The 19217-nt window shown below is 64.9% G+C and carries 23 protein-coding genes; 16 read left to right on the forward strand and 7 right to left on the reverse strand.

All coding sequences use genetic code 11. From position 1 onward, the window contains the following. The first annotated feature begins 3 nt into the window (after positions 1–3). The 3 genes from AB0N05_RS11165 (at position 4) to AB0N05_RS11175 (ending at position 2212) form a co-directional block, all read left to right on the forward strand. Complete coding sequence (locus AB0N05_RS11165; protein WP_364690850.1) at positions 4–1023, forward strand: alcohol dehydrogenase catalytic domain-containing protein; 1020 nt, start codon at positions 4–6, stop codon at positions 1021–1023. 95 nt (positions 1024–1118) lie between these two features. Further along, positions 1119–1676: a TetR/AcrR family transcriptional regulator gene (locus tag AB0N05_RS11170; RefSeq protein WP_364690853.1), complete on the forward strand. Its 558-nt coding sequence runs from the start codon at positions 1119–1121 to the stop codon at positions 1674–1676. After that, complete coding sequence (locus AB0N05_RS11175) at positions 1673–2212, forward strand: hypothetical protein (RefSeq protein WP_364690856.1); 540 nt, start codon at positions 1673–1675, stop codon at positions 2210–2212. The genes AB0N05_RS11170 and AB0N05_RS11175 overlap by 4 nt, the downstream gene beginning before the upstream one ends. A 123-nt stretch (positions 2213–2335) precedes the next feature. On the opposite strand, the gene AB0N05_RS11180 is transcribed toward AB0N05_RS11175, so the two are convergent. After that, positions 2336–3178, reverse strand: a complete 843-nt coding sequence (locus tag AB0N05_RS11180) for an NAD(P)H-binding protein (RefSeq protein WP_364690859.1) — start codon at positions 3176–3178, stop codon at positions 2336–2338. Between the two features lie 57 nt (positions 3179–3235). Between AB0N05_RS11180 and AB0N05_RS11185 the strand changes: the two genes are divergently transcribed. From AB0N05_RS11185 to AB0N05_RS11235, 11 genes are all read left to right on the forward strand, one after another. Then, on the forward strand, positions 3236–3805 hold the full coding sequence (locus AB0N05_RS11185; protein WP_364690862.1) for a peptide deformylase: 570 nt from the start codon (positions 3236–3238) through the stop codon (positions 3803–3805). Positions 3806–3964: 159 nt separating this feature from the next. Next, the gene (locus AB0N05_RS11190; RefSeq protein WP_364690865.1) at positions 3965–4795 is read left to right on the forward strand and encodes a metalloregulator ArsR/SmtB family transcription factor; all 831 of its coding nucleotides are present in this window, start codon (positions 3965–3967) and stop codon (positions 4793–4795) included. Beyond that, entirely contained in the window at positions 4792–6228 is a 1437-nt protein-coding gene (gene sufB / locus AB0N05_RS11195) for a Fe-S cluster assembly protein SufB (RefSeq protein ID WP_364690867.1), read from the forward strand. Before AB0N05_RS11190 ends, sufB begins: the two co-directional genes overlap by 4 nt. Further along, positions 6228–7406, forward strand: coding sequence for a Fe-S cluster assembly protein SufD (gene sufD / locus AB0N05_RS11200; RefSeq protein ID WP_364690870.1), 1179 nt, complete (start codon positions 6228–6230; stop codon positions 7404–7406). The genes sufB and sufD overlap by 1 nt, the downstream gene beginning before the upstream one ends. Positions 7407–7468: 62 nt before the next feature. Then, positions 7469–8239 carry a Fe-S cluster assembly ATPase SufC gene (gene sufC, locus AB0N05_RS11205; RefSeq protein ID WP_364690873.1) on the forward strand — a complete coding sequence of 257 codons (771 nt, stop codon included), beginning with the start codon at positions 7469–7471 and terminating at the stop codon, positions 8237–8239. A 10-nt stretch (positions 8240–8249) separates the two neighbouring features. Next, the gene (locus AB0N05_RS11210; protein WP_364690876.1) at positions 8250–9503 is read left to right on the forward strand and encodes a cysteine desulfurase; all 1254 of its coding nucleotides are present in this window, start codon (positions 8250–8252) and stop codon (positions 9501–9503) included. A gap of 3 nt (positions 9504–9506) precedes the next feature. Next, positions 9507–9995 (forward strand): Fe-S cluster assembly sulfur transfer protein SufU, encoded by a 489-nt coding sequence (sufU, locus tag AB0N05_RS11215; protein WP_364690879.1) that lies wholly within the window; start codon positions 9507–9509, stop codon positions 9993–9995. Next, positions 9988–10365, forward strand: coding sequence for a metal-sulfur cluster assembly factor (locus AB0N05_RS11220; RefSeq protein ID WP_364690882.1), 378 nt, complete (start codon positions 9988–9990; stop codon positions 10363–10365). The genes sufU and AB0N05_RS11220 overlap by 8 nt, the downstream gene beginning before the upstream one ends. Before the next feature lie 119 nt (positions 10366–10484). Then, on the forward strand, positions 10485–11147 hold the full coding sequence (lexA, locus tag AB0N05_RS11225; RefSeq protein ID WP_364690885.1) for a transcriptional repressor LexA: 663 nt from the start codon (positions 10485–10487) through the stop codon (positions 11145–11147). A gap of 98 nt (positions 11148–11245) precedes the next feature. Next, complete coding sequence (locus tag AB0N05_RS11230) at positions 11246–11701, forward strand: DUF4189 domain-containing protein (protein ID WP_364690888.1); 456 nt, start codon at positions 11246–11248, stop codon at positions 11699–11701. Positions 11702–11872: 171 nt separating this feature from the next. Beyond that, positions 11873–12496 carry a hypothetical protein gene (locus AB0N05_RS11235; protein ID WP_364690891.1) on the forward strand — a complete coding sequence of 208 codons (624 nt, stop codon included), beginning with the start codon at positions 11873–11875 and terminating at the stop codon, positions 12494–12496. 61 nt (positions 12497–12557) lie between these two features. Here the strand turns inward: AB0N05_RS11235 and AB0N05_RS11240 are convergent, their stop codons facing one another. Continuing rightward, complete coding sequence (locus tag AB0N05_RS11240) at positions 12558–13097, reverse strand: putative immunity protein (RefSeq protein WP_364690894.1); 540 nt, start codon at positions 13095–13097, stop codon at positions 12558–12560. Positions 13098–13178: 81 nt separating this feature from the next. On the opposite strand from AB0N05_RS11240, the gene AB0N05_RS11245 reads away from it, so the two are divergent. After that, entirely contained in the window at positions 13179–13922 is a 744-nt protein-coding gene (locus tag AB0N05_RS11245) for a MerR family transcriptional regulator (protein WP_364690897.1), read from the forward strand. On the opposite strand, the gene AB0N05_RS11250 is transcribed toward AB0N05_RS11245, so the two are convergent. The 4 genes from AB0N05_RS11250 to AB0N05_RS11265 all read right to left on the reverse strand — a co-directional run bounded on the left by AB0N05_RS11250 (position 13908) and on the right by AB0N05_RS11265 (position 17027). Next, entirely contained in the window at positions 13908–14384 is a 477-nt protein-coding gene (locus AB0N05_RS11250; RefSeq protein WP_364690899.1) for a hypothetical protein, read from the reverse strand. The genes AB0N05_RS11245 and AB0N05_RS11250 overlap by 15 nt on opposite strands. Before the next feature lie 36 nt (positions 14385–14420). After that, positions 14421–14996 carry a GNAT family N-acetyltransferase gene (locus AB0N05_RS11255; protein ID WP_364690902.1) on the reverse strand — a complete coding sequence of 192 codons (576 nt, stop codon included), beginning with the start codon at positions 14994–14996 and terminating at the stop codon, positions 14421–14423. Between the two features lie 74 nt (positions 14997–15070). After that, positions 15071–15991, reverse strand: a complete 921-nt coding sequence (locus tag AB0N05_RS11260; protein WP_364690905.1) for a Ku protein — start codon at positions 15989–15991, stop codon at positions 15071–15073. Positions 15992–16433: 442 nt separating this feature from the next. Further along, positions 16434–17027 carry an HD domain-containing protein gene (locus tag AB0N05_RS11265; protein WP_364690908.1) on the reverse strand — a complete coding sequence of 198 codons (594 nt, stop codon included), beginning with the start codon at positions 17025–17027 and terminating at the stop codon, positions 16434–16436. A 210-nt stretch (positions 17028–17237) separates the two neighbouring features. On the opposite strand from AB0N05_RS11265, the gene AB0N05_RS11270 reads away from it, so the two are divergent. Next, positions 17238–18467: a hypothetical protein gene (locus tag AB0N05_RS11270; protein WP_364690911.1), complete on the forward strand. Its 1230-nt coding sequence runs from the start codon at positions 17238–17240 to the stop codon at positions 18465–18467. A 131-nt stretch (positions 18468–18598) separates the two neighbouring features. Here AB0N05_RS11270 and AB0N05_RS11275 read toward each other — a convergent pair whose 3' ends face one another. Continuing rightward, complete coding sequence (locus AB0N05_RS11275; protein ID WP_364690914.1) at positions 18599–19141, reverse strand: hypothetical protein; 543 nt, start codon at positions 19139–19141, stop codon at positions 18599–18601. Positions 19142–19217 lie beyond the last annotated feature (76 nt).

Raw genomic sequence — 19217 nt, forward strand, 5'->3', positions numbered from 1 at the left:
GAGATGAAGCGACTGATGCTGGACGGTCCCGGCGCGCTGCACTGGGAAGACTGCCCCGAACCCACCCTCGACGCTCCGGACCAAGCCCTGGTCCGCCCGGTGGCCGTGGCCACCTGCGATATCGACCCCGCGGTCCTCCAAGGCCGCTTCCCACTCGCGGGCCCCTACCCATTCGGCCACGAGGGCGTCGCCGAGGTGGTGACCGTCGGCGAGGATGTCCGCACCGTCGCCCCGGGCGACAAAGTCGTCGTCCCCTTTCAAATCTCGTGCGGATCCTGCCACTCCTGCCTGCGCGGCCGCACCGGCAACTGCACCTCGCACCCCCTCATGTCCACCTTCGGCCTCGGTCCCATGGGCGGTCTCGACTGGGGTGGTCTCTGGGCCGACCTCACCCGAATCCCGCACGCCGACGCCATGCTCGTCCCGCTCCCGCCCGGCGTGGACCCGGTCGCCGTGGCCAGCGCCAGCGACAATATCCCCGACGCCTACCGCGCCGTCGCCCCGCAACTGGAAGCCGACCCGAACGCCGAAGTCCTGGTGCTGGGCGGCCCCGCCGCCCCCTCGATCGGCCTCTACGCGGCCGGTCTCGCCGTGGCCCTGGGCTCGGCACGCATCGTCTACCTCGACACCGACCCCGAAAGGCTGGCCATCGCAGCCAAACTCGGCGCGGACCCCATCGAAGGCACCGCCGACACCCGAGTCGGCCGCTTCCCCATCACGGTCGAAGCCACCGGCGGTCCCAAGGCCTTGGTCGCCGCCATCAATGCCACCGCCAATGACGGCTGGTGCACCAGCGTCAGCGTCCAAGTCCAGGACGTCTCCCTCCCACTCCTCGGAATGTATTCACGCTGCTGCACTTTCCATACCGGCCGCGCCCACGCCCGCCCCGACATCCCGCACGTCCTCGACCTGGTCGCCGCCGGCCGCTTCGACCCCGCCGCGGTCACCACCCGCACCGTCTCCTTCGAGGATTCCGTCGAGGCTCTCCTGGAAGCACCCATGAAGCTGGTCGCCGTCCGCTGACCGAAGTCGCATGGCGTCCAATCGCTTTCGCTCTTGCTTGGCGCGGCGTCACACTCCTATTATGACTGAACAGTCAGTCATAATAGGAGTACTGGATGTCCCCGAAGAAAGTCGACAAAGACGCGCGGCGACAAGAGATCCTGGACGCGGCGGTCCGAGTCTTCGCCCGAAAGGGCTTCGCCGCCTCCCGAATCGACGATGTCGCCACAGAGGCGGGAATCGCCAAAGGCAGCGTCTATCTCTACTTCGACAGCCGAAACGCCCTCCTGGACGCCGCTTTCGAGAAGTACGACGCCGACTCCCGGGTCATCGTCCAGCGCGCCCTGGACGGGGAAGCCCCACCCCTGGACCGCTTTTCCGACCTGGTTCGCGGCACCCTCGAACTCCTCGCCGACACCCCGGACCACGCCCGAATCCTGCTGGACCTGTGGTCCACCGACTACATGAAGCAGGTCTACCGCCAGAACCGCCAGGCGATCACCCTGCTGCTCAAGGAAATCCGCCCCGACCTCGGTGAACCCCACGCCACGGTGGTAGTCGGCGTCATCGAGGGCGTCCTACTCCAATGGCTCGTGGACCCCGAACTCCCGATAGCCGAACTCTCCCAGCCCATCCTGGACGTCTGCATCAACGGCCTGAAGGAGCGCCGATGAATACCCGCACCCTCGGCGACGTCCTGATCGCCCCCGGCGCCACCCCCGGCGAACAACTCCTCGGCTACGGCACCGCCCTGGCCGGAAGCGCCCTCGCCGTCGCCTTGGCCATCCACGCCGACCTCTCGATACTGGCAACGATCGTCATTGCCTTCGTCGCCTTCGACCTGTGCGGCGGCGCGGTGGTGAACGCCACCACCTCCGCGAAACGCCACTTCCACCGCCCGGGCCAAACTGCCTGGCACCACTTGGCTTTCGTCGCCATTCACGTCCAGCCGTTCCTGCTGGCCCTGTTCGTCCCCGATTTCGGCTGGTACCGCGCAGCCGCCGTCTACGGCCTCGCTCTTACCGGAGCGATCGCAATACTCGCCGCTCCCGCCGCACTCCGCCGCCCGCTGGCCTTCGCCTGGGTGACCCTCGCACTCCTGCTCCCGCTGGGCATCCCGGCCGTCTTGGCCTGGGTCGCCCCAATCCTGCTGATCAAGCTGCTACTTGCCCACTTGCAGCCTGTGGATGGTGGCAACTCGATCGGGTAATCGGTGTCCGGCGCGCGCCGAACCGGTTTTTTCATGCACTACCAGCCCAAAATTGGCGGTTTCCTGATGAATTCGAGGCAGTAGTGCATGAAGAGACCGGTTCTTTCGCCGCGAGCAACCAGGTCAGCCGAAATCTGCGGCGTGCGCTCCAGCCCAATCCCGGAAATCCCGCGCCGGGGACCCGGTGAACTCTTCGACGGTGCCGGTGACCAGATCCGAGCGTGGACGGCCCGCGGCCGTCGCCAGCAAGGCCTCCACCAGCGCGGGCGGTCGGCCATCGGCGAGCATTCGGTCGCGTGCCACGTCGAGGGGCATTGCTTCGAAGGCCAGCGGGCGGCCGATCGCCTGGCCGATGGCGTGAACTTGATCGCTGCGGCTTACCACGCGCGGGCCGGTGACGATGTATTGCCTTCCAGCGTGCAAGTTCTCGGTCAACAGCCGCGCCGCGACGGCCGCGATATCGTCCTCATGAACCACCGCAGTCGGAGCGATCTCCGGCCCGCGCACAATGCCGGTCGCACGGATCTGCCCCGCCCAGCCGAGAGCGTTGGAGGCGATCGTGTCGGCGCGCAGGATCGTCCACTCCAGCCCGGACCGCTTGATCAGCTCCTCCATGTCGGCGTGCAGCTGAGGGATCGGATCTGTCTGCGGCCCAGCATCGTTCACGGCCGAAGACGAGAGGTAGACGACTCGGCGAACGCGTGTGGCGAGGGCCTTCAGTACGGCCGGGGCCGCCTCGGTGGTCAGGAATGGCCAGACCAAGAAGACGGTATCGATTCCCGCAGCGGCGGATTCGAGGGAAGCCGGATCGGTCAGATCTCCGCCTGTGACCTCGACACTCGCGGGGAATCCGGTGATCCGGGCATCACGGACAAGGGCACGGACTTCGGTTCCGGCGGATGCCAGCCGGGCGACGACGTGGCGGCCGACATTTCCGGTGGCGCCGGTGACTAGAACTCTGCTCACCCACCCAGCAACCTGTAGCCGCGCGAACGAATTCCGCCATTGCCTATTCTCTTTCGAATGGCTGTCCGACCAATACTCATCGCCGGTGACCCTCGTCTGTCCACCCCGGCTACCCCCGTCACCGCCTTCGACGACGAGCTGGCCGCTTTCGTGGAGGACCTGTTCGAGACCAATACCGCCGCGCGCGGGGCCGGGCTGGCGGCGAACCAGATCGGTGATCCGCGCTCAGTTTTCGTCTATGACCTGCGAGATCAGAACGAGCGCCATCGCGGCTACGTGGTGAATCCGGTGCTGGAGACCTCCGAGATCCCGGAGACCATGCCCGATCCGGACGACGATGTGGAGGGCTGCCTGTCGGTGCCGGGAGAGTGGTTCCCGACCGGTCGCGCGGACTGGGCCAAGGTGAGCGGCGTGGACGCGCACGGCGAACCGGTGTCTGTCGAGGGAACCGGATACCTGGCCCGCTGCCTGCAACACGAGACCGATCACCTGCGAGGGCATCTCTATCTGGATCGTCTGATCGGCCGCAATCAGCGCGCCGCGAAGAAGATGATCAAGGCCCGCGAGTGGACGATCCCGGGCAATTCCTGGATGCCGGGAGAGGTCATCGACCCCTTCCACGGTTAGATCGAAGCAGCGGTCGCGGGTGTCCGTGACCGCTTTTTCGTGCGTTCTGCTTGCGTAATTCGCCCCCAGGCGATCGAGATCAGAGTGCCGCAGGTCACACCTGATCGCATCGCCGCAGGTCGGGCCGAAGTAGTCAGGCGACCCTTACTGGAACCCGGAATGGAATTCCGTCACACTTGTGTTGTGAAAACCGTGGGTTTGCGGAACGCGAAAGCGGAGACCGGGCGCCAGGATGGCGCCCGGCCTGTTGTTGCGCCCGCACCCGCGGGCGAGGGCCACACCCGCGAAGCCGTGGTGAAGCTCCTGCTGGAGGAAGGTCCGATCACCGCGACCGCCATCGGTACGCGGCTCGGCCTGAGCCCGGCCGGGGTGCGCCGCCACCTCGACGCCCTCATCGAATCCGGTGAGGCGCGCGCCGCCCGGTCCGCCCCCTGGCAGCAGAAGGGCCGCGGTCGTCCCGCCAAGCAGTTCCAGTTGACGGCCACCGGCCGCGGCAAATTGGGCCATGCCTACGATGACCTCGCCGGCGCCGCCATGCGCCAGCTGCGTGAGATCGGCGGAGACAAGGCCATCGTCGATTTCGCGCGCAAGCGGGTCGCCACGATCGTCACCGGCATCGGCCGTCTCGATCGGCCCGCGCCGGAACAGGTGACGGACAAGGCGGAGGAGATCGCGGAGGCCTTCACCGACGCCGGTTTCGCCGCCTCCACCCGGAAAGTCGGTGCGGGAGTTCAGATCTGCCAGCACCACTGCCCGGTATCGCACGTCGCCGAGGAATTCCCGGAGCTGTGCGCCGCCGAGCTGGAGGCCTTCCGGGAGCTGCTCGGCACGCATGTGCAGCGCCTGGCGACCATCGCCAACGGTGATTGCGCCTGCACCACACATGTACCCCTCATATTGACTGTTCCCCCCAAATCGAAGACCGCACAAAACCCCGTTGCCCAGCCCGCAACGACTTCTACACACGACTCCGGAAGGAGTGCCGAATGACGACGACCACCGACCAGGTGCAGCCGCTCACCCAAGAGGAGACCATTGCCTCTATCGGGACGTATGGGTACGGCTGGGCCGATAAAGATGTCGCCGGTGCCAGTGCCAAGCGCGGCCTGTCCGAGGAGGTCGTTCGTGACATCTCGGCGAAGAAGAGCGAGCCCGAGTGGATGCTCGACTTCCGGCTGAAGGCGCTGCGCATCTTCGAGAAGAAGCCGATGCCGAGCTGGGGTTCGGACCTCGAAGGCATTCACTTCGACAACATCAAGTACTTCGTGCGCTCCAGCGAGAAGCAGGCCGCCACGTGGGAAGACCTGCCCGAGGACATCAAGAACACCTACGACAAGCTGGGCATCCCCGAGGCGGAGAAGCAGCGTCTGGTGTCCGGTGTCGCGGCGCAGTACGAGTCCGAGGTCGTCTACCACTCGATCCGTGAGGATCTCGAGAAGCAGGGCGTCATCTTCCTGGACACCGATACGGCGCTCAAGGAGCACCCGGAGCTGTTCCAGCAGTACTTCGGTTCGGTCATCCCGTCGGGCGACAACAAGTTCTCCGCGCTGAACTCGGCCACCTGGTCCGGTGGCTCGTTCATCTACGTGCCGAAGGGCGTGCACGTGGATATCCCGCTGCAGGCCTACTTCCGGATCAATACCGAGAACATGGGTCAGTTCGAGCGCACCCTGATCATCGTCGACGAGGATGCCTACGTGCATTACGTCGAGGGTTGCACCGCGCCGATCTACAGCTCGGATTCGCTGCACTCCGCGGTCGTGGAGATCATCGTGAAGAAGGGTGGCCGCTGCCGGTACACCACGATTCAGAACTGGTCGAACAACGTCTACAACCTGGTCACCAAGCGGGCCAAGGCCGAGGCGGGCGCGACCATGGAATGGGTCGACGGCAATATCGGTTCCAAGGTCACGATGAAGTATCCGGCCGTGTGGATGACCGGTGAGTACGCCAAGGGCGAGGTGCTCTCCATCGCGTTCGCGGGTGAGGGCCAGCACCAGGACACCGGTGCCAAGATGCTGCACCTGGCGCCGCACACCTCGTCGAACATCATCTCGAAGTCGGTGGCGCGTGGCGGCGGTCGTGCCTCGTACCGTGGCCTGGTTCAGGTCAACAAGGGTGCGTACGGCTCCAAGTCGACCGTGAAGTGCGATGCGCTGCTGGTGGACAACATCTCTCGCTCGGACACCTACCCGTACGTCGATATCCGCGAGGACGACGTGACGATGGGTCACGAGGCGACCGTGTCGAAGGTGTCCGCGGATCAGCTGTTCTACCTGATGAGCCGCGGTATGACCGAGGACGAGGCCATGGCGATGGTGGTGCGCGGCTTCGTGGAGCCGATCGCCAAGGAACTGCCCATGGAGTACGCCCTCGAGCTGAACCGCCTGATCGAGCTGCAAATGGAAGGAGCCGTCGGCTGATGACGGTCGAGAACGTTGTCGCTGCGGCGGAAGCTCGCACTCCGGCAATCAACAAGGGTGAGGTCTTCGCCTCGTTCGACGTGGACGCCTTCGAGGTGCCCTCGGCGCACGACGAGGCGTGGCGCTTCACCCCGCTGCGCCGGCTGCGTGGCCTGCACGACGGCACCGCCGTGCGGGACGGGCAGCCGGTCGTGGAGGTGAGCTCCGTCGAGGGCGTCACCGTCGAGACCGTCGACCGCACCGACGCCCGCCTGGGTGTCGCCGGTACCCCGACCGATCGTGTTGCCGCACAGGCATACTCGGGCTTCGAGCAGGCGACCATCGTGTCCGTCGGCGCGGAAACCGAACTGGCCGAGGCGGTTACGCTCACGGTCACCGGTCCGGGTGAGGGCAAGACCGCCTACGGGCACACCCAGATCCGGCTCGGCAATTTCGCCGTCGCCAATGTGGTCATCGATCAGCGCGGCAGCGGAACCTACGCGGAGAACGTGGAATTCGTGCTCGGCGACAGCGCCAAGCTGAATGTCATCGTCATCCAGGACTGGGCCGACGATGCCGTGCACGCCACCGCGCATCACGCCAAGCTGGGACGCGACGCCACCCTGCGGCACACCAATGTCACCCTCGGTGGCGATGTGGTGCGCCTGACCGCGACCGTGCGCTACGACGGTCCGGGCGGCGATGCCGAACTGCTCGGCGTGTACTTCGCCGATGACGGTCAGCACTTCGAGCAGCGTCTGCTGATCGATCACGCGGTCCCGAACTGCAAGTCGAACGTGCTGTACAAGGGTGCGCTGCAGGGCGATCCGACCTCGAAGAAGCCCGACGCGCGCACCGTATGGGTGGGCGATGTGCTCATTCGCGCCGCAGCCGAGGGCACCGAAACCTACGAGGCCAACCGCAACCTGGTGCTCACCGATGGCGCGCGCGCCGACTCGGTGCCGAACCTGGAGATCGAGACCGGCGAGATCGTGGGTGCCGGACATGCCTCGGCCACCGGTCGTTTCGACGATGAGCAGCTGTTCTACCTGCGCTCGCGCGGTATTTCGGAGGAGGTGGCGCGCCGGCTGGTCGTGCGTGGCTTCTTCTTCGAGATCATTCAGAAGATCACGGTCCCCGAGGTTCGGGAGCGGCTCGAGGCGGCCATCGAGGCCGAACTCGCCGCTGTCGGAGTTTAGCGGCCCGCCGCTGTCGGCGTCTGACAACAACTTTCCCTCCCCGCCAAAGGAATTCGAATTCGATGACCACCCTGGAAATCAAGGACCTGCACGTCGAGGTCGCCAACCCGGACGAGTCCGCCGAGCCCATCAAGATCCTCAAGGGCGTGAACCTGACCGTGCGCTCGGGCGAGACGCACGCGATCATGGGCCCCAACGGCTCCGGCAAGTCGACCCTGTCGTACGCCATCGCCGGTCACCCCAAGTACACCGTGACCTCCGGCTCGATCACCCTCGACGGTGAAGACGTGCTGGCGATGACGGTGGACGAGCGGGCGCGTGCGGGCCTGTTCCTGGCCATGCAGTACCCGGTCGAGGTTCCGGGCGTCTCGGTCTCGAACTTCCTGCGCACCGCCGCCACCGCCGTTCGCGGCGAGGCACCCAAGCTGCGCACCTGGGTCAAGGAACTCAAGGAGTCCATGGCCGAGCTCGAGATCGAGCCGACCTTCGTCGAGCGCTCGGTGAACGAGGGCTTCTCCGGCGGCGAGAAGAAGCGCCAGGAGATCCTGCAACTGGGTCTGCTCAAGCCGAAGATCGCCATCCTCGACGAGACCGACTCCGGCCTGGACGTCGACGCGCTGCGCATCGTCTCCGAGGGCGTCAACAAGTACAAGGAGCGGGAGAACGGCGGAATTCTGCTGATCACCCACTACACCCGCATCCTGCGCTACATCGAACCGGACTTCGTGCACGTGTTCGTGAACGGCCGCATCGTCGCCGAGGGCGGCAAGGAACTGGCCGACGAACTCGACTCGAACGGCTACGTGCGCTTCACCTCCGCTGCTGCTGTTTAGGAGCTAGGACATGACCACTACGGTGCCCGCCTTGGACGTCGCTCGAATTCGAGCCGACTTCCCGATCCTCAGTCGCACTGTGCGCGACGGTAAACCCCTGGTCTATTTGGACTCGGGTGCCACCGCGCAGCGACCTACGGAGGTGCTGGAGGCGGAACGCAATTTCCTGATCCAGCACAATGCGGCGGTGCATCGTGGTGCTCATCAGCTGGCCGAAGAGGCCACCGACGCCTACGAGGACGCACGCGCCGATATCGCTCGCTTCGTCGGCGTGAACGCGAACGAGATCGTGTTCACCAAGAACGCCACCGAATCGCTGAACCTGGTGGCGTACGCCTTCGGTGACGACCGGTTCCCGTTCCATGTCGGCCCGGGCGACGAGATCGTGATCACCGAGCTGGAGCATCACGCGAATCTCGTTCCGTGGCAGGAGCTTGCACGCCGGACCGGAGCGACGCTCAAGTGGTACGGCATGACCGACGACGGTCGGATCGATCTCGATTCGCTCGAATTGTCGTCCGCCACCAAGGTTGTCGCGTTCACCCATCAATCCAACGTGACGGGTGCGGTCTCCCCGGTCGCTGAATTGGTGCGCCGGGCAAAGGAAGTCGGCGCGCTGACGGTACTGGACGCCTGCCAGTCGGTGCCGCACATGACGGTGAACTTCCGTGAGCTGGGTGTCGACTTCGCGGCCTTCTCCGGGCACAAGATGTTCGGCCCCTCCGGGGTCGGGGTGCTATACGGCCGCTACGCGCTGCTCGAGGACACTCCGCCGTTCATCACCGGCGGCTCCATGATCGAGACCGTCACCATGGAGAAGACCACCTACGCTCCGCCGCCTCAGCGGTTCGAGGCCGGGTCGCAGATGATCTCGCAGGTCGTCGGATTGGGTGCGGCCGTGCGGTATCTCGATCGCATCGGCATGGAAGCCATTGCCGTGCACGAGCATTCGCTGACGGGTGCGGCCCTGGAGGGCCTCGCCAAGATCGACGGTGTGCGCATCGTCGGTCCGATCGAGAATGTGGATCGCGGTGGCGCGGTGTCCTTCCTGGTGGACGGCATCCACGCCCACGATGTGGGCCAGATCCTGGACGACGAGGGCGTCGCCGTGCGCGTCGGGCACCACTGCGCATGGCCACTCATGCGACGCCTCGGCATCCCCGCGACGGTGCGCGCCTCCTTCGCCGTCTACAACACCCTCGATGAGGTGGACGCGCTGCTGGCCGCGGTGCGGAAGGCTCAGAGCTTCTTCGGAGTTGCATAAATCATGCGCATGGAGCAGATGTACCAGGAAGTGATCCTGGACCACTACAAGCACCCGCACCACCGAGGGCTGCGCGAGCCGTTCGGCGCGGAAGTGCACCACGTCAACCCCACCTGCGGTGACGAGGTGACGCTGCGCGTGCAGCTCGACGACAATGGTGATGTGGTCGACGTTTCCTACGACGGCCAGGGCTGCTCCATCAGCCAGGCCTCGACTTCGGTGCTGACCGATCAGGTGATCGGCCTGCCCTTGCAGCAGGCGCTCAAGGTGGTCGAATCGTTCGACGAGATGGTCACCAGTCGCGGCACGATCGAGGGCGATGAGGACGTGATCGGCGACGGCATCGCCTTCGTCGGCGTCTCGAAGTATCCGGCGCGCGTGAAGTGCGCCCTGCTGGGCTGGATGGCGTTCAAGGACGCCGTCGTCCAGATAGCCTCCGCACAGGAGACCAAGGCCGCCATGACCAACGGGGAGACCAAGACCGATGAGTGACACCACCGAAACCCAGACCGAGCCGACCGGCACCGAGGTCGAGCCCTCCGCCGAGGACATCAAATTCCTCGAGGACCTCGAAGAGGCCATGCGCGACGTCGTCGACCCGGAACTCGGCATCAATGTCGTCGACCTCGGCCTCGTCTACGGCATGACCGTCACCGACGGCATCTGCAAGCTCGACATGACCCTCACCTCTCCGGCCTGCCCCCTCACCGACGTGATCGAGGACCAGTCCCGCAACGCCCTGGTCCGCAGCGGCCTGGTCGAAGACCTCCAGATCAACTGGGTCTGGATGCCGCCGTGGGGCCCGGACAAGATCACCGAAGACGGCCGGGAACAGCTGCGCGCCTTGGGCTTCACGGTCTAACGCGCCCCGCGCGAACGAACTCCCACAGCACGGACCGACACCGCACAGGTGTCGGTCCGTGCTGTTACTGCGCGATGTCGTACCGGGGTAGGAGGGCGAGCGCGCCGTAGGATGCGCGGGTGACCGGATACGACGACTTCGATGGGTTCGAGCATCTCGATACCTCTTCTCTGCCGCCGCGGCAGCAGGACATTCTGTGCAGCATTCGGGATTGGGTGCAGCGGCATGGGTATTCGCCGAGTACTCGGGAGATCGGGGACGCGGTGGGGCTGCGGTCGGCTTCCTCGGTATCCAAGCATTTGAAGGCGCTCGAGGAACGTGGATTTCTGAAACGGAGTGAATCGGTTACGCGGCCGATGGATGTGCGGCTGTTTCTGAAGACGAGTGCGCCTCGGGAGCGGGCGGGGGATTCGGTGGCGGTGCCGGTGGTCGGCGATATCGCGGCCGGTGCGCCGATTCTGGCGGAGGAGCACACCGATGATGTGCTCTCGCTGCCTCGGGAGCTGGTGGGGCGGGGGACCGTGTTCGGGCTGCGGGTGCGCGGTGACTCCATGGTGGACGCCGCTATTTGCGATGGTGACATCGTGGTGGTGCGGCAGGAGAGTGAGGCGCACTCCGGGGAGATCGTGGCCGCCATGATCGACGGGGAGGCCACCGTGAAGGTCTATCGCCGGCGCAATGGGCATGTGTATCTCGAACCCCGCAATCCGGCCTACGACGTCATCGATGGCGATAAAGCGGTGGTACTGGGCAAAGTGGTGTCCGTGATGCGCCGCATGTGAGCGCTTACCAAAGCGGAATGACCAGTACCGATTGGACAATGGCGATGGGCTCGACCATGATTCGTCCCGTTATCACTATTCATCACCGGGAGTATCGAATGTCGTTGCTGCGCAAGGCCGGTATGGGCCTCGCCATCACGTCGATGGCCGCGATGGGTGCTGTGGCCGCCGGACCTGCCAATGCTGCAGAGGGCGATCCGGGGTTCAAAGCAGCCTCTGGGGATCTGTACGGCGCTTTGGCGCTGTCTCGGAGCACCGGAAATGTCGCATATGCCGTTAATTACGGTAGCTGGGACGGCGCCGACAATGCCGCCGTCGCCAAGTGCGGTAATGGTGACTGCCAGGTAGTGGTGCACTTCGCCAATGCCTGCGGCACCGTCGCACAGGGCGCCGACACCCGCTTCGGCTGGGCGTGGGCTCCCACCAAGACCGAGTCCGAGACCGCAGCCGTGGACGCGCTGGGCACGAGTGCCCCGTCGTTCCCGGACTCCGGCTCGAGCTCGCCGCGTAAGGCGAAGGTCATCCTCTCCGCCTGCACCGATAACGCGCACTGACCCACCCTCGCGGGCGGGACAGCGATCCCGGTCGGCGTCGAGTGGACTCGGGAGCCTCAGGGCTCCCGGCGTCCGCCCGGCATCGGCCGGGATTTTCGCATTTGCGCGGGTTTATGTTTGCTCCAGCCCATTTCCCAGCAACATACCTACCTGTCCGGAGATGATTTCGTGGTGGACGACATCACCTACGAGGACACCCGGTTCGCATTGCATGCGGCCGCGGAACTGCTGATCGCGGGCCCGCAGTACCGCCGGTTCGGCAGCATTCGCATGCGCATCGTGCTGGGTGGTTTCAGCGGGATCAAGTGGCCGGTGTCGGTGACCGGGGCGGATCTGGTGTGGCCGGACGGGCGGACCCGGCTGCACGGGACCTATCACGACCTGGCGCGCGGGGCCGGGTTCGAGGCGGACGCGCCGCCGGATGGGCTCTACAGCGACGGGACGCGGATGGATCCCGACGAGCCGTTCACCGTCGATGCCGAGGTGGCTGCCTCGGTGCATGACTGGTTCGCGGTGGGGGACACCGCATTACGCCGCTTCGCCGAAGAGCAGCCGGTGTTGTGGCCGGAGCACTTCGATCTGTCGGTGGCCATCGACGAGGTGAATTACGGTGTGTCGCCGGGGGATTGGGATAATCCGCAGCCGTATGCGTATGTCGGGCCGTGGACTCGGCGGCGGGGGGAGTTCTGGAACGCGCCGTTCGGGGCCATGCGGCCGCGTGCGGAGGTGGCCACGGTGGCGGGTCTGTTGGAGTTCTTCCGGGAGGGGAAAGCGCGAGCGGCGGTGGATGACTGACACGCGGGGGCAAGCGGGCGCGTGGGGGCATGCGGGGTCGCGGGGGCATGCGGGTTCGGTGTCAGGCGCGCAGGGCGGCGTCGAGCCGGTAATAGAGCGTGACCTGGGGGCTTCGGCCGGGGGTGCGGGGAGGGAATCGCCGCAGGACTTCGCGAACCGTCGGTGACGCGTGCTCGATCGCCCAGCGGATCTCAACTTCGGCGGCATCGGGGTCATTGCCCGCAGCCAACTCTCGGGCCTGTGCCGCATAGACCGCCGACCCGAGAATGTGTTTCGACTGGTGCGGGGTGGCCAAGGAGTGGAGGTAGGGCGTCGCCACCGAGAGATGTGCGGCGCGCGCGGCGGCGGTGGCACTCGGATCGGCCACCTCGCGCGCGGCCGCGAAAGCCGCCCACGCGAGCGAGCGGTGCTCGGCGGTTCGCTTGCCATCGAGGGCGAACGCCCGAGCTCCCTCGATTGCCGCACGCGGACGGGTGTCGGCGGGAGCCTTCGCCTCGAACAGCGGCAACACCCGTTCGGCGCAATCCGCAGTCCATTGTGTGAGAAGGCGACGGTCCTCGTCGCTCAGCGCTATTTCCATGGCTGTCATTTCCTGGCTCATGTGTCTCAATCGTATCGTTGATAGCACGGTTGAGACTTTTCATGGAATTGTCGTCAAAACATCGAGTAAAGTCTCAAAGCAGTGATCACATTGCGCCCGGCCGACCTTGCACGCGAGCACGGCCTCTCGACTCAGGCGGTGCGCAATTACGAGCGGGACGGGTTCATCCCGCCCGCCGCGCGCACCGAGAGCGGCTATCGGATCTATGCCGAGGTGCATGTGGCAGCGCTTCGTACTTTCCTCGCGCTCATTCCGGCCTACGGGCACTCGGCCGCGGGGCGGATCATGAACGCGGTTCACCAGGACGAACTCGATGCCGCCCTGACGATCATCGACCGTGGTCATGCCCAGTTGCTCAGCGATCGGGAAACTCTCGAGGGGGTGCGCAAGGCCGTGCTGCACCTGACGGGGGAGTCCGAGACCGCGCCGGGCCGACCCGAGGTTCGTGATAGTCGAACCATCGGCGAACTCGCCCGCAGGCTTCGGGTCACGCAGGCCACCCTGCGCAACTGGGAAGGCGCGGGAATCCTTGTCCCCGAACGTGACCCGGAAACCGGCTACCGCGTGTTCGGTGCGAGCGATATTCGTGATGCCGAGCTCGCCCATCTACTCAGGCGAGGCGGCTATCCGTTGGACCACATATCCACTGTGGTCCAACGGATTCGAACAGCCGGGGGCACGGACCCGCTCGCCCAGGCCCTGAACGAGTGGCAACGAAACCTCACCGCGCAGGGGCTGGCCATGCTCGAGGCGGCCACTCGGCTCGATCGGTATGTGCGCCTGCGCAATCCCGGCGTCGCGGATGTCGGCTCAGTGCGTGGGTAGCCGATCGGTGGATCCGGCGGCAAGCGCCGCTTCGACATTGCCGATGCCGGATCGCACGGTTGCGCCGTAGCCGTCGTCCGCGAGCACGTCGAGGCGCTCGCGCGCGGCGTCCAGGTGTCGGTGTGCGGTATCGAACGCACCCAGGCGACGGTAGTTGTCGGCCAGGTTCAGGTGTAGCGACGGGTAGAACCCGCGCACACTGAGCGATGAATCCTGTTGCTGGGCACGCTCGTCGGTGAGGACATCGGCGGCATCGAGGGCGCGTAGATCCCAGGTCAGGGCATCCGCCGCATGATCGTGCAGATCCGCCATGAAGTGCGCGAGCGAGACCCGGTGCAGCGGATCACCGCCGACGCCGATCGAACTCCACAGTGCGGTGAGGGCTTCCCGGGCCAGTTCGGGATTCCCTTGCCGCCCAAGAGTTACCGCGTCATTGATGGCGATCATGGTGGCATCTGTCATGGCGCACACCGTAGACCCGGGGTCCGACAGGTTTCGCTACTCCGCAGGTGGACGGTTCCGCTGTCCGCCGCGTCCTTCACCGGCTATGCGCCCCTTACGAATCAGATCGCGCTTGGTGCCGGGCGGGAGGGTGACCTGATCGCTGTCGGTCTGCGCGAGTGCCTCATCGGGATTGGGGCGGACGAACAGGGTGACGGTGGTGCCTTCGGTGAAACCATTGCGGCGCATCATGGCCGCCGACGCGGTGTTGTGGTTCTCCACATCGGTGACGATCCGGCGCGCACCGCTCTTGAAGAGCGTGTCGCAGCACGCGGTCATGAGCCGTCCCGCGACGCCGCGGCCCTGCATATCCGGTGACACCGCGATCCACTCGATATAGGCCCAGTCCTCGCGAAGCTCGAATTCCATGGACCCGAGGACGAACCCGACCACCCGGTCGGAGTCCACCGCGACCCAGCAGGAGCGGCTGGAGCTGTCCAGGTGCTCGGCCACCGAGGTGAGCGACCACGAGGTGTAGGGCTTGGCGGTGGTATCGAATGCTTCATATCCCAGATCGAGCACCTGGCGCAGGTGGCCGAGCCCCATCGGGACGATGGCTATCGCGGGTTCCATACCCGACAGTTTGCCAGGCGGATGCCTTTACGCCGTGACCCGGCGGGTATCGGCGCGGGGCCGGGCACGTGGTATCACGCGCCCTTGCGAGTTTGCTTCGCGGGAGCCTTTTTCGCGGCCTTCTTGGCGGGCTTGGCCTCGGCCTTTGCCGCCGGGGTCGCTTTCGTCGCCTTCGCTGCCTTGGCGGCGGGCGCGGCTTTCTTCGCACCGCCTCGGCCGGAGGCTTCGAGGCTGCGTTGCAGGGCGGCGACCAGGTCGACCACCTCGGCATCCATTTCCGGTGCGGCGGCCTCCGGGGCGCGGGTGACCTTGCTGCTGCCGCTGGCAATGGCTTCATCGAGGAGTTTCTTCAACTCGATCTGATATTCGTCCACGTACAGCCCCGGATCGAAATCATCCGAGAGCGTGTCCACCAGCGTCTCGGCCATCTTCAATTCCTGCGGCTTCGGCTTGGAGACCCCCTCGAGCTTGTCGAATGCCACCGCCCGCACCTCATCCGGCCACAGCAGCGTCTGCAAGACCAGCACCCCATCGCGCACGCGCAGCGCCCCGAGCCGAGTCTTCTGCCGCAACGTGAAATGCACCAGCGCAACCCGATCAACCTCTTCGAGGGTCTTCGCAAGCAGCACATACGCCTTCGGCGTAGTCGAATCCGGCTCGAGGTAATAGCTCTTCTCATACAGAATCGGATCGATCTGCTCCGACGGCACGAACTGCAACACCGGAATCTCATGCTTCTCCGCCGCCGGCAGCTTCGAGAAATCCTCGTCCGTCAAAATCACCCGATCCCCATCAGGCGACTCATAAGCCTTATCGATCTCCGAATACTGCACAGGCTGCCCATCCACCGTGCAGATCCGCTCATACCTGATCCGCCCCCCATCCACCCCATGCACCTGATGAAACTTGATGTCATGGTCCTCGGTAGCCGTGTAGACCTTCACCGGCACATTGACCAGCCCGAACGCGATGGAGCCCTTCCAAATGGACCGCATTGTCCGATCCTACGACGGACGGGCGTTCCCGGCGGGTTACGCACCGCCGACCTGCGATTTCGGATGGCTGCGGGTTGTTGGCAGTGGTTGGTAGTTGTCGTCTGACGGCCTCGGCACGGCCCGGATACTCATTGGATCGCGGTGGCTATCCAGATCGGTCTTCTTCTCACCGACAGGAGTGGTGGAAGGGTCCGGGATTCGTTCTGGCTGCAGGGTGTGCCCGTAGGCTAAGTACCTCGCTGGGACTGTATGTATGGCCAGCCGACCAGGTCACCGACACCGCCGCTACCAATGTGAGGGGGAATCGTGTTCAGCCAATTCGATCCAAATCCGTCGCCTCGACAAATAGTGCGTTGACAGTCTGTCCCCAACGGCGTCCGCACAGTATGTATTGAGCATGATTCAAAGCGGCCAGGTATCAGCAGATCGCTTGCAGCACAGGCTATGTCGCGATCGGGTAAGCGGCTTGGAAGGCCAACCGCTGGTCGGCGTCAGCCGCGATCCTGTCGAGTTCCTCATCCAGCGTCATGAAGACCTGCCAAGGTTCCTGCCTGCTGATCGCGGCCAAGCGCTGGACGATGAGCTGTTCGAGCTCGGGAACCCGTTTTGCCTTCCAGATTTTGTCGGCAAGACTGACCAGCAGGTCTTCGATCTCGATGTCGGATTCCGTCCATGCGGCGTGAGTTCGTGCGAACCGGGCCTTGCTTTCCTGCACTCCACGATCGAGCAGGAGCTGGTAACCGTCGGCTTCGTGCGCTGAGCCGGGGCCGGACAGTTCGGCAGGATGGAGAACCTTCCCGATGTCGTGGGTGGCCGCACCGTACAGCACCGAATCGGCGTCGAACTGCACCGTGTCGAAGGTGGTCTTCAGCCAGTCGACCAGCTGGCAGGCCACATCGTGGACCGCTCGCAAGTGTGCGGCCAGCCGCGGCGGAGCATCCAGCGCCCGCAGGACTTCCGCAGCATCCTCGGGCAGCGGTCGCAACGGCAGCTCGGTGTGGTCGGTCAATGCATGCTCGAGCACCGCTGAGGTCATTCGGCCACGGTAATCCCCACACGATCGGATACGCCGAACCCACGCGAGCGCACTACTTTACCGCTGACTGCGCTGACCAGTTCGAGCCACTCGGAGGTGGTCGGTTATGGCGCGCAGCGGTTCCGCCCGGATCGTGCCGCTCGGCAGGGCTTGTCGGTGCGGCACGGTAGCGTGCTTTACGTTCGATGGAGAGTTTTGGGGGAGTTCACGATGGGGTTTACTTCGAATTGGTTGTTGTTCCGCGGATCGACGCCCGAAGCGGTGTATCACGCGCTCAACGTGCAGCCGAGCGGGATTCGCACGGATTGGCCGCAGGAACCTCTGGCCGCGGCCATGTTTACGGACGGTTCGTTACTGGTGGTGGAGAGCTCGTCCGAGGAAAGCCCGGAGGGCACTTGGGATTTGGCAATGCTGTCGGGTGATTGTGAAGTCATTGCCGCCGGAGAGATCGACGGAGCAGGTCACAGCGAGGTGGCGGTGTGGCGGTACGGCCGAAAGGTCTGGAGCGTGACTTCACCCTATGAGGAAGACTCACCCACGCTTGTCGGTGACGTGCCCGCGGATGTCGTCGCGGGATTGCAATACGTTCGGACGCAAGCCATGGCGGACGAGGACTGGGATCCGGACGACACCATCGACTACTTCAACCCGATCCTGAATCTGGCCGAGCATCTGACGGGCTACGTCTGCGGTAACGGTGCGCAGAGTTCGGGATTGGAGCACTTCGAGATCCTCGAATCGACCGGTGAAGCGCACATCGCGGCGACATTTCCGGCCGCGTTGACGGAAGCCTTGGCTACCAGAGGTTTTCGCCTGGAATATCCAGCTGAGGATCGCAAGAAGAGCTACATCGTCGACGTCTACGCTGCGGACGGCCCGCTTACCGGGCTGACGGCCGCTGTGGAGATAACCCTGAAACGTGGTCGATACGGCGGCGTCGTAGTCGGCGGTGGAGTGTCGATCCGGTCGGCAGCTGCGGCCGAACTCAACGCAGGACTACCCGAGGAGGCGTTGGCCGACGGTTGGGAATCAGCCGACCGCGGCCAGATCGAGACGTCACCTTTTGACCGGTCCCCACATCCCGCCTACTGGGACACCTTCTGCATGCGAGAGGCCGATGACATCGAGCGTGGGGTGCAATGGGTTTTGAAGTATCTCGACGGTCCGATGGCGGTATGGTTCGCCGAGCGCGACAGCGTCGGGAAACTCGCCGTCCATGCGAAACAACCGCATTGGATAAGCAAACGTTTCCACCCAGTGAAGTTCCGCGCCACTGTCGCATTCTTCGCGGCGCACGGCCATTTCAAGCAGGCGGCGGAACTCGTCGGGTGGTACCTCGAGCGCGACGGGTACGACTCTGATTCGTTCGAGCGCGCCACAGCATTCGACGCGGCGATGCGCGAACGCTTTCCGGAGTACGCAGCGGAACGGCGAGACTAGCTCCAGCCGATCGGTATCCAACCATCCGCGAAGCAAGACGCCGATGGGCCGTGGCGATACCCACTTGCCGATCTTGCGGCAAGAACGCAGTATCCGTTCATGCCTGACCGTGCCGACCTAACAACCGAGCTTCAGTTGTGGAGAGGGTATTGGAGGTACTCGGCCGATGGAGTACCGAATTCGAGCTGGTTCTCGTCGAGCCCGTTGCTGATCGTCACCCGGTTCTCGGCGAATACGAAAGTGACCGCGACCATGCCTGCGGCGAAATCGGCTTGTCGACTTGTCCATTCGAGCAAGTCGATCGCGACCAGCGGCTGGCCTTCGAGTGCGGTCAACGCGGGGATGGCGTCGGATCGCCAGGCCAGATGGAAGGCGTGGATCTCTGGATCGTTGTCCTCGGGGTCGGACCACGAGCGCTGCCGAAGGGGATTGACCTGGCTCCAGGTGATCGAAAGCTCGTCGAACTTCTGATGGGTGATCTCAACCTGTTCGCCATCGAAATCCAGCAATACCGGGCAGTCGGCGAACCACTCGTCGTCTTGGTCCCAGACCAGCCAGGTTCTCGACAAGCGTTTGCCAATCAATCGGCCCAGCCGTTGTCCGTGCGCGGACTCGATGGTGGCGCGCCCTGAGAGCCACTGTGGTTGGTATCCATCGATGCCGTAGTAGGACACCGCACGATTATCGACCGCGGGTGGCCGCCGATGAGCAAGCACAACGAACTATGGGGCGTGTCTTCGCCGATCAATC

Source organism: Nocardia sp. NPDC051030 (assembly GCF_040683015.1).
Lineage (GTDB): Bacteria > Actinomycetota > Actinomycetes > Mycobacteriales > Mycobacteriaceae > Nocardia.

Bases quoted from the DNA above. Each gene is read 5' to 3' on its own strand.
- AB0N05_RS11190 (WP_364690865.1), top strand. From the start codon at position 3,965: ATGGAATTCCGTCACACTTGTGTTGTGAAAACCGTGGGTTTGCGGAAC.
- AB0N05_RS11230 (WP_364690888.1), top strand. From the start codon at position 11,246: ATGTCGTTGCTGCGCAAGGCCGGTATGGGCCTCGCCATCACGTCGATG.
- AB0N05_RS11260 (WP_364690905.1), bottom strand. From the start codon at position 15,991: ATGCGGTCCATTTGGAAGGGCTCCATCGCGTTCGGGCTGGTCAATGTG.
- AB0N05_RS11265 (WP_364690908.1), bottom strand. From the start codon at position 17,027: ATGACCTCAGCGGTGCTCGAGCATGCATTGACCGACCACACCGAGCTG.
- AB0N05_RS11240 (WP_364690894.1), bottom strand. From the start codon at position 13,097: ATGAGCCAGGAAATGACAGCCATGGAAATAGCGCTGAGCGACGAGGAC.
- sufC (WP_364690873.1), top strand. From the start codon at position 7,469: ATGACCACCCTGGAAATCAAGGACCTGCACGTCGAGGTCGCCAACCCG.
- AB0N05_RS11185 (WP_364690862.1), top strand. From the start codon at position 3,236: ATGGCTGTCCGACCAATACTCATCGCCGGTGACCCTCGTCTGTCCACC.
- AB0N05_RS11250 (WP_364690899.1), bottom strand. From the start codon at position 14,384: ATGACAGATGCCACCATGATCGCCATCAATGACGCGGTAACTCTTGGG.
- AB0N05_RS11165 (WP_364690850.1), top strand. From the start codon at position 4: ATGAAGCGACTGATGCTGGACGGTCCCGGCGCGCTGCACTGGGAAGAC.
- AB0N05_RS11255 (WP_364690902.1), bottom strand. From the start codon at position 14,996: ATGGAACCCGCGATAGCCATCGTCCCGATGGGGCTCGGCCACCTGCGC.
- sufB (WP_364690867.1), top strand. From the start codon at position 4,792: ATGACGACGACCACCGACCAGGTGCAGCCGCTCACCCAAGAGGAGACC.
- AB0N05_RS11170 (WP_364690853.1), top strand. From the start codon at position 1,119: ATGTCCCCGAAGAAAGTCGACAAAGACGCGCGGCGACAAGAGATCCTG.
- sufD (WP_364690870.1), top strand. From the start codon at position 6,228: ATGACGGTCGAGAACGTTGTCGCTGCGGCGGAAGCTCGCACTCCGGCA.
- sufU (WP_364690879.1), top strand. From the start codon at position 9,507: ATGCGCATGGAGCAGATGTACCAGGAAGTGATCCTGGACCACTACAAG.
- AB0N05_RS11175 (WP_364690856.1), top strand. From the start codon at position 1,673: ATGAATACCCGCACCCTCGGCGACGTCCTGATCGCCCCCGGCGCCACC.
- AB0N05_RS11210 (WP_364690876.1), top strand. From the start codon at position 8,250: ATGACCACTACGGTGCCCGCCTTGGACGTCGCTCGAATTCGAGCCGAC.
- AB0N05_RS11220 (WP_364690882.1), top strand. From the start codon at position 9,988: ATGAGTGACACCACCGAAACCCAGACCGAGCCGACCGGCACCGAGGTC.
- AB0N05_RS11270 (WP_364690911.1), top strand. From the start codon at position 17,238: ATGGGGTTTACTTCGAATTGGTTGTTGTTCCGCGGATCGACGCCCGAA.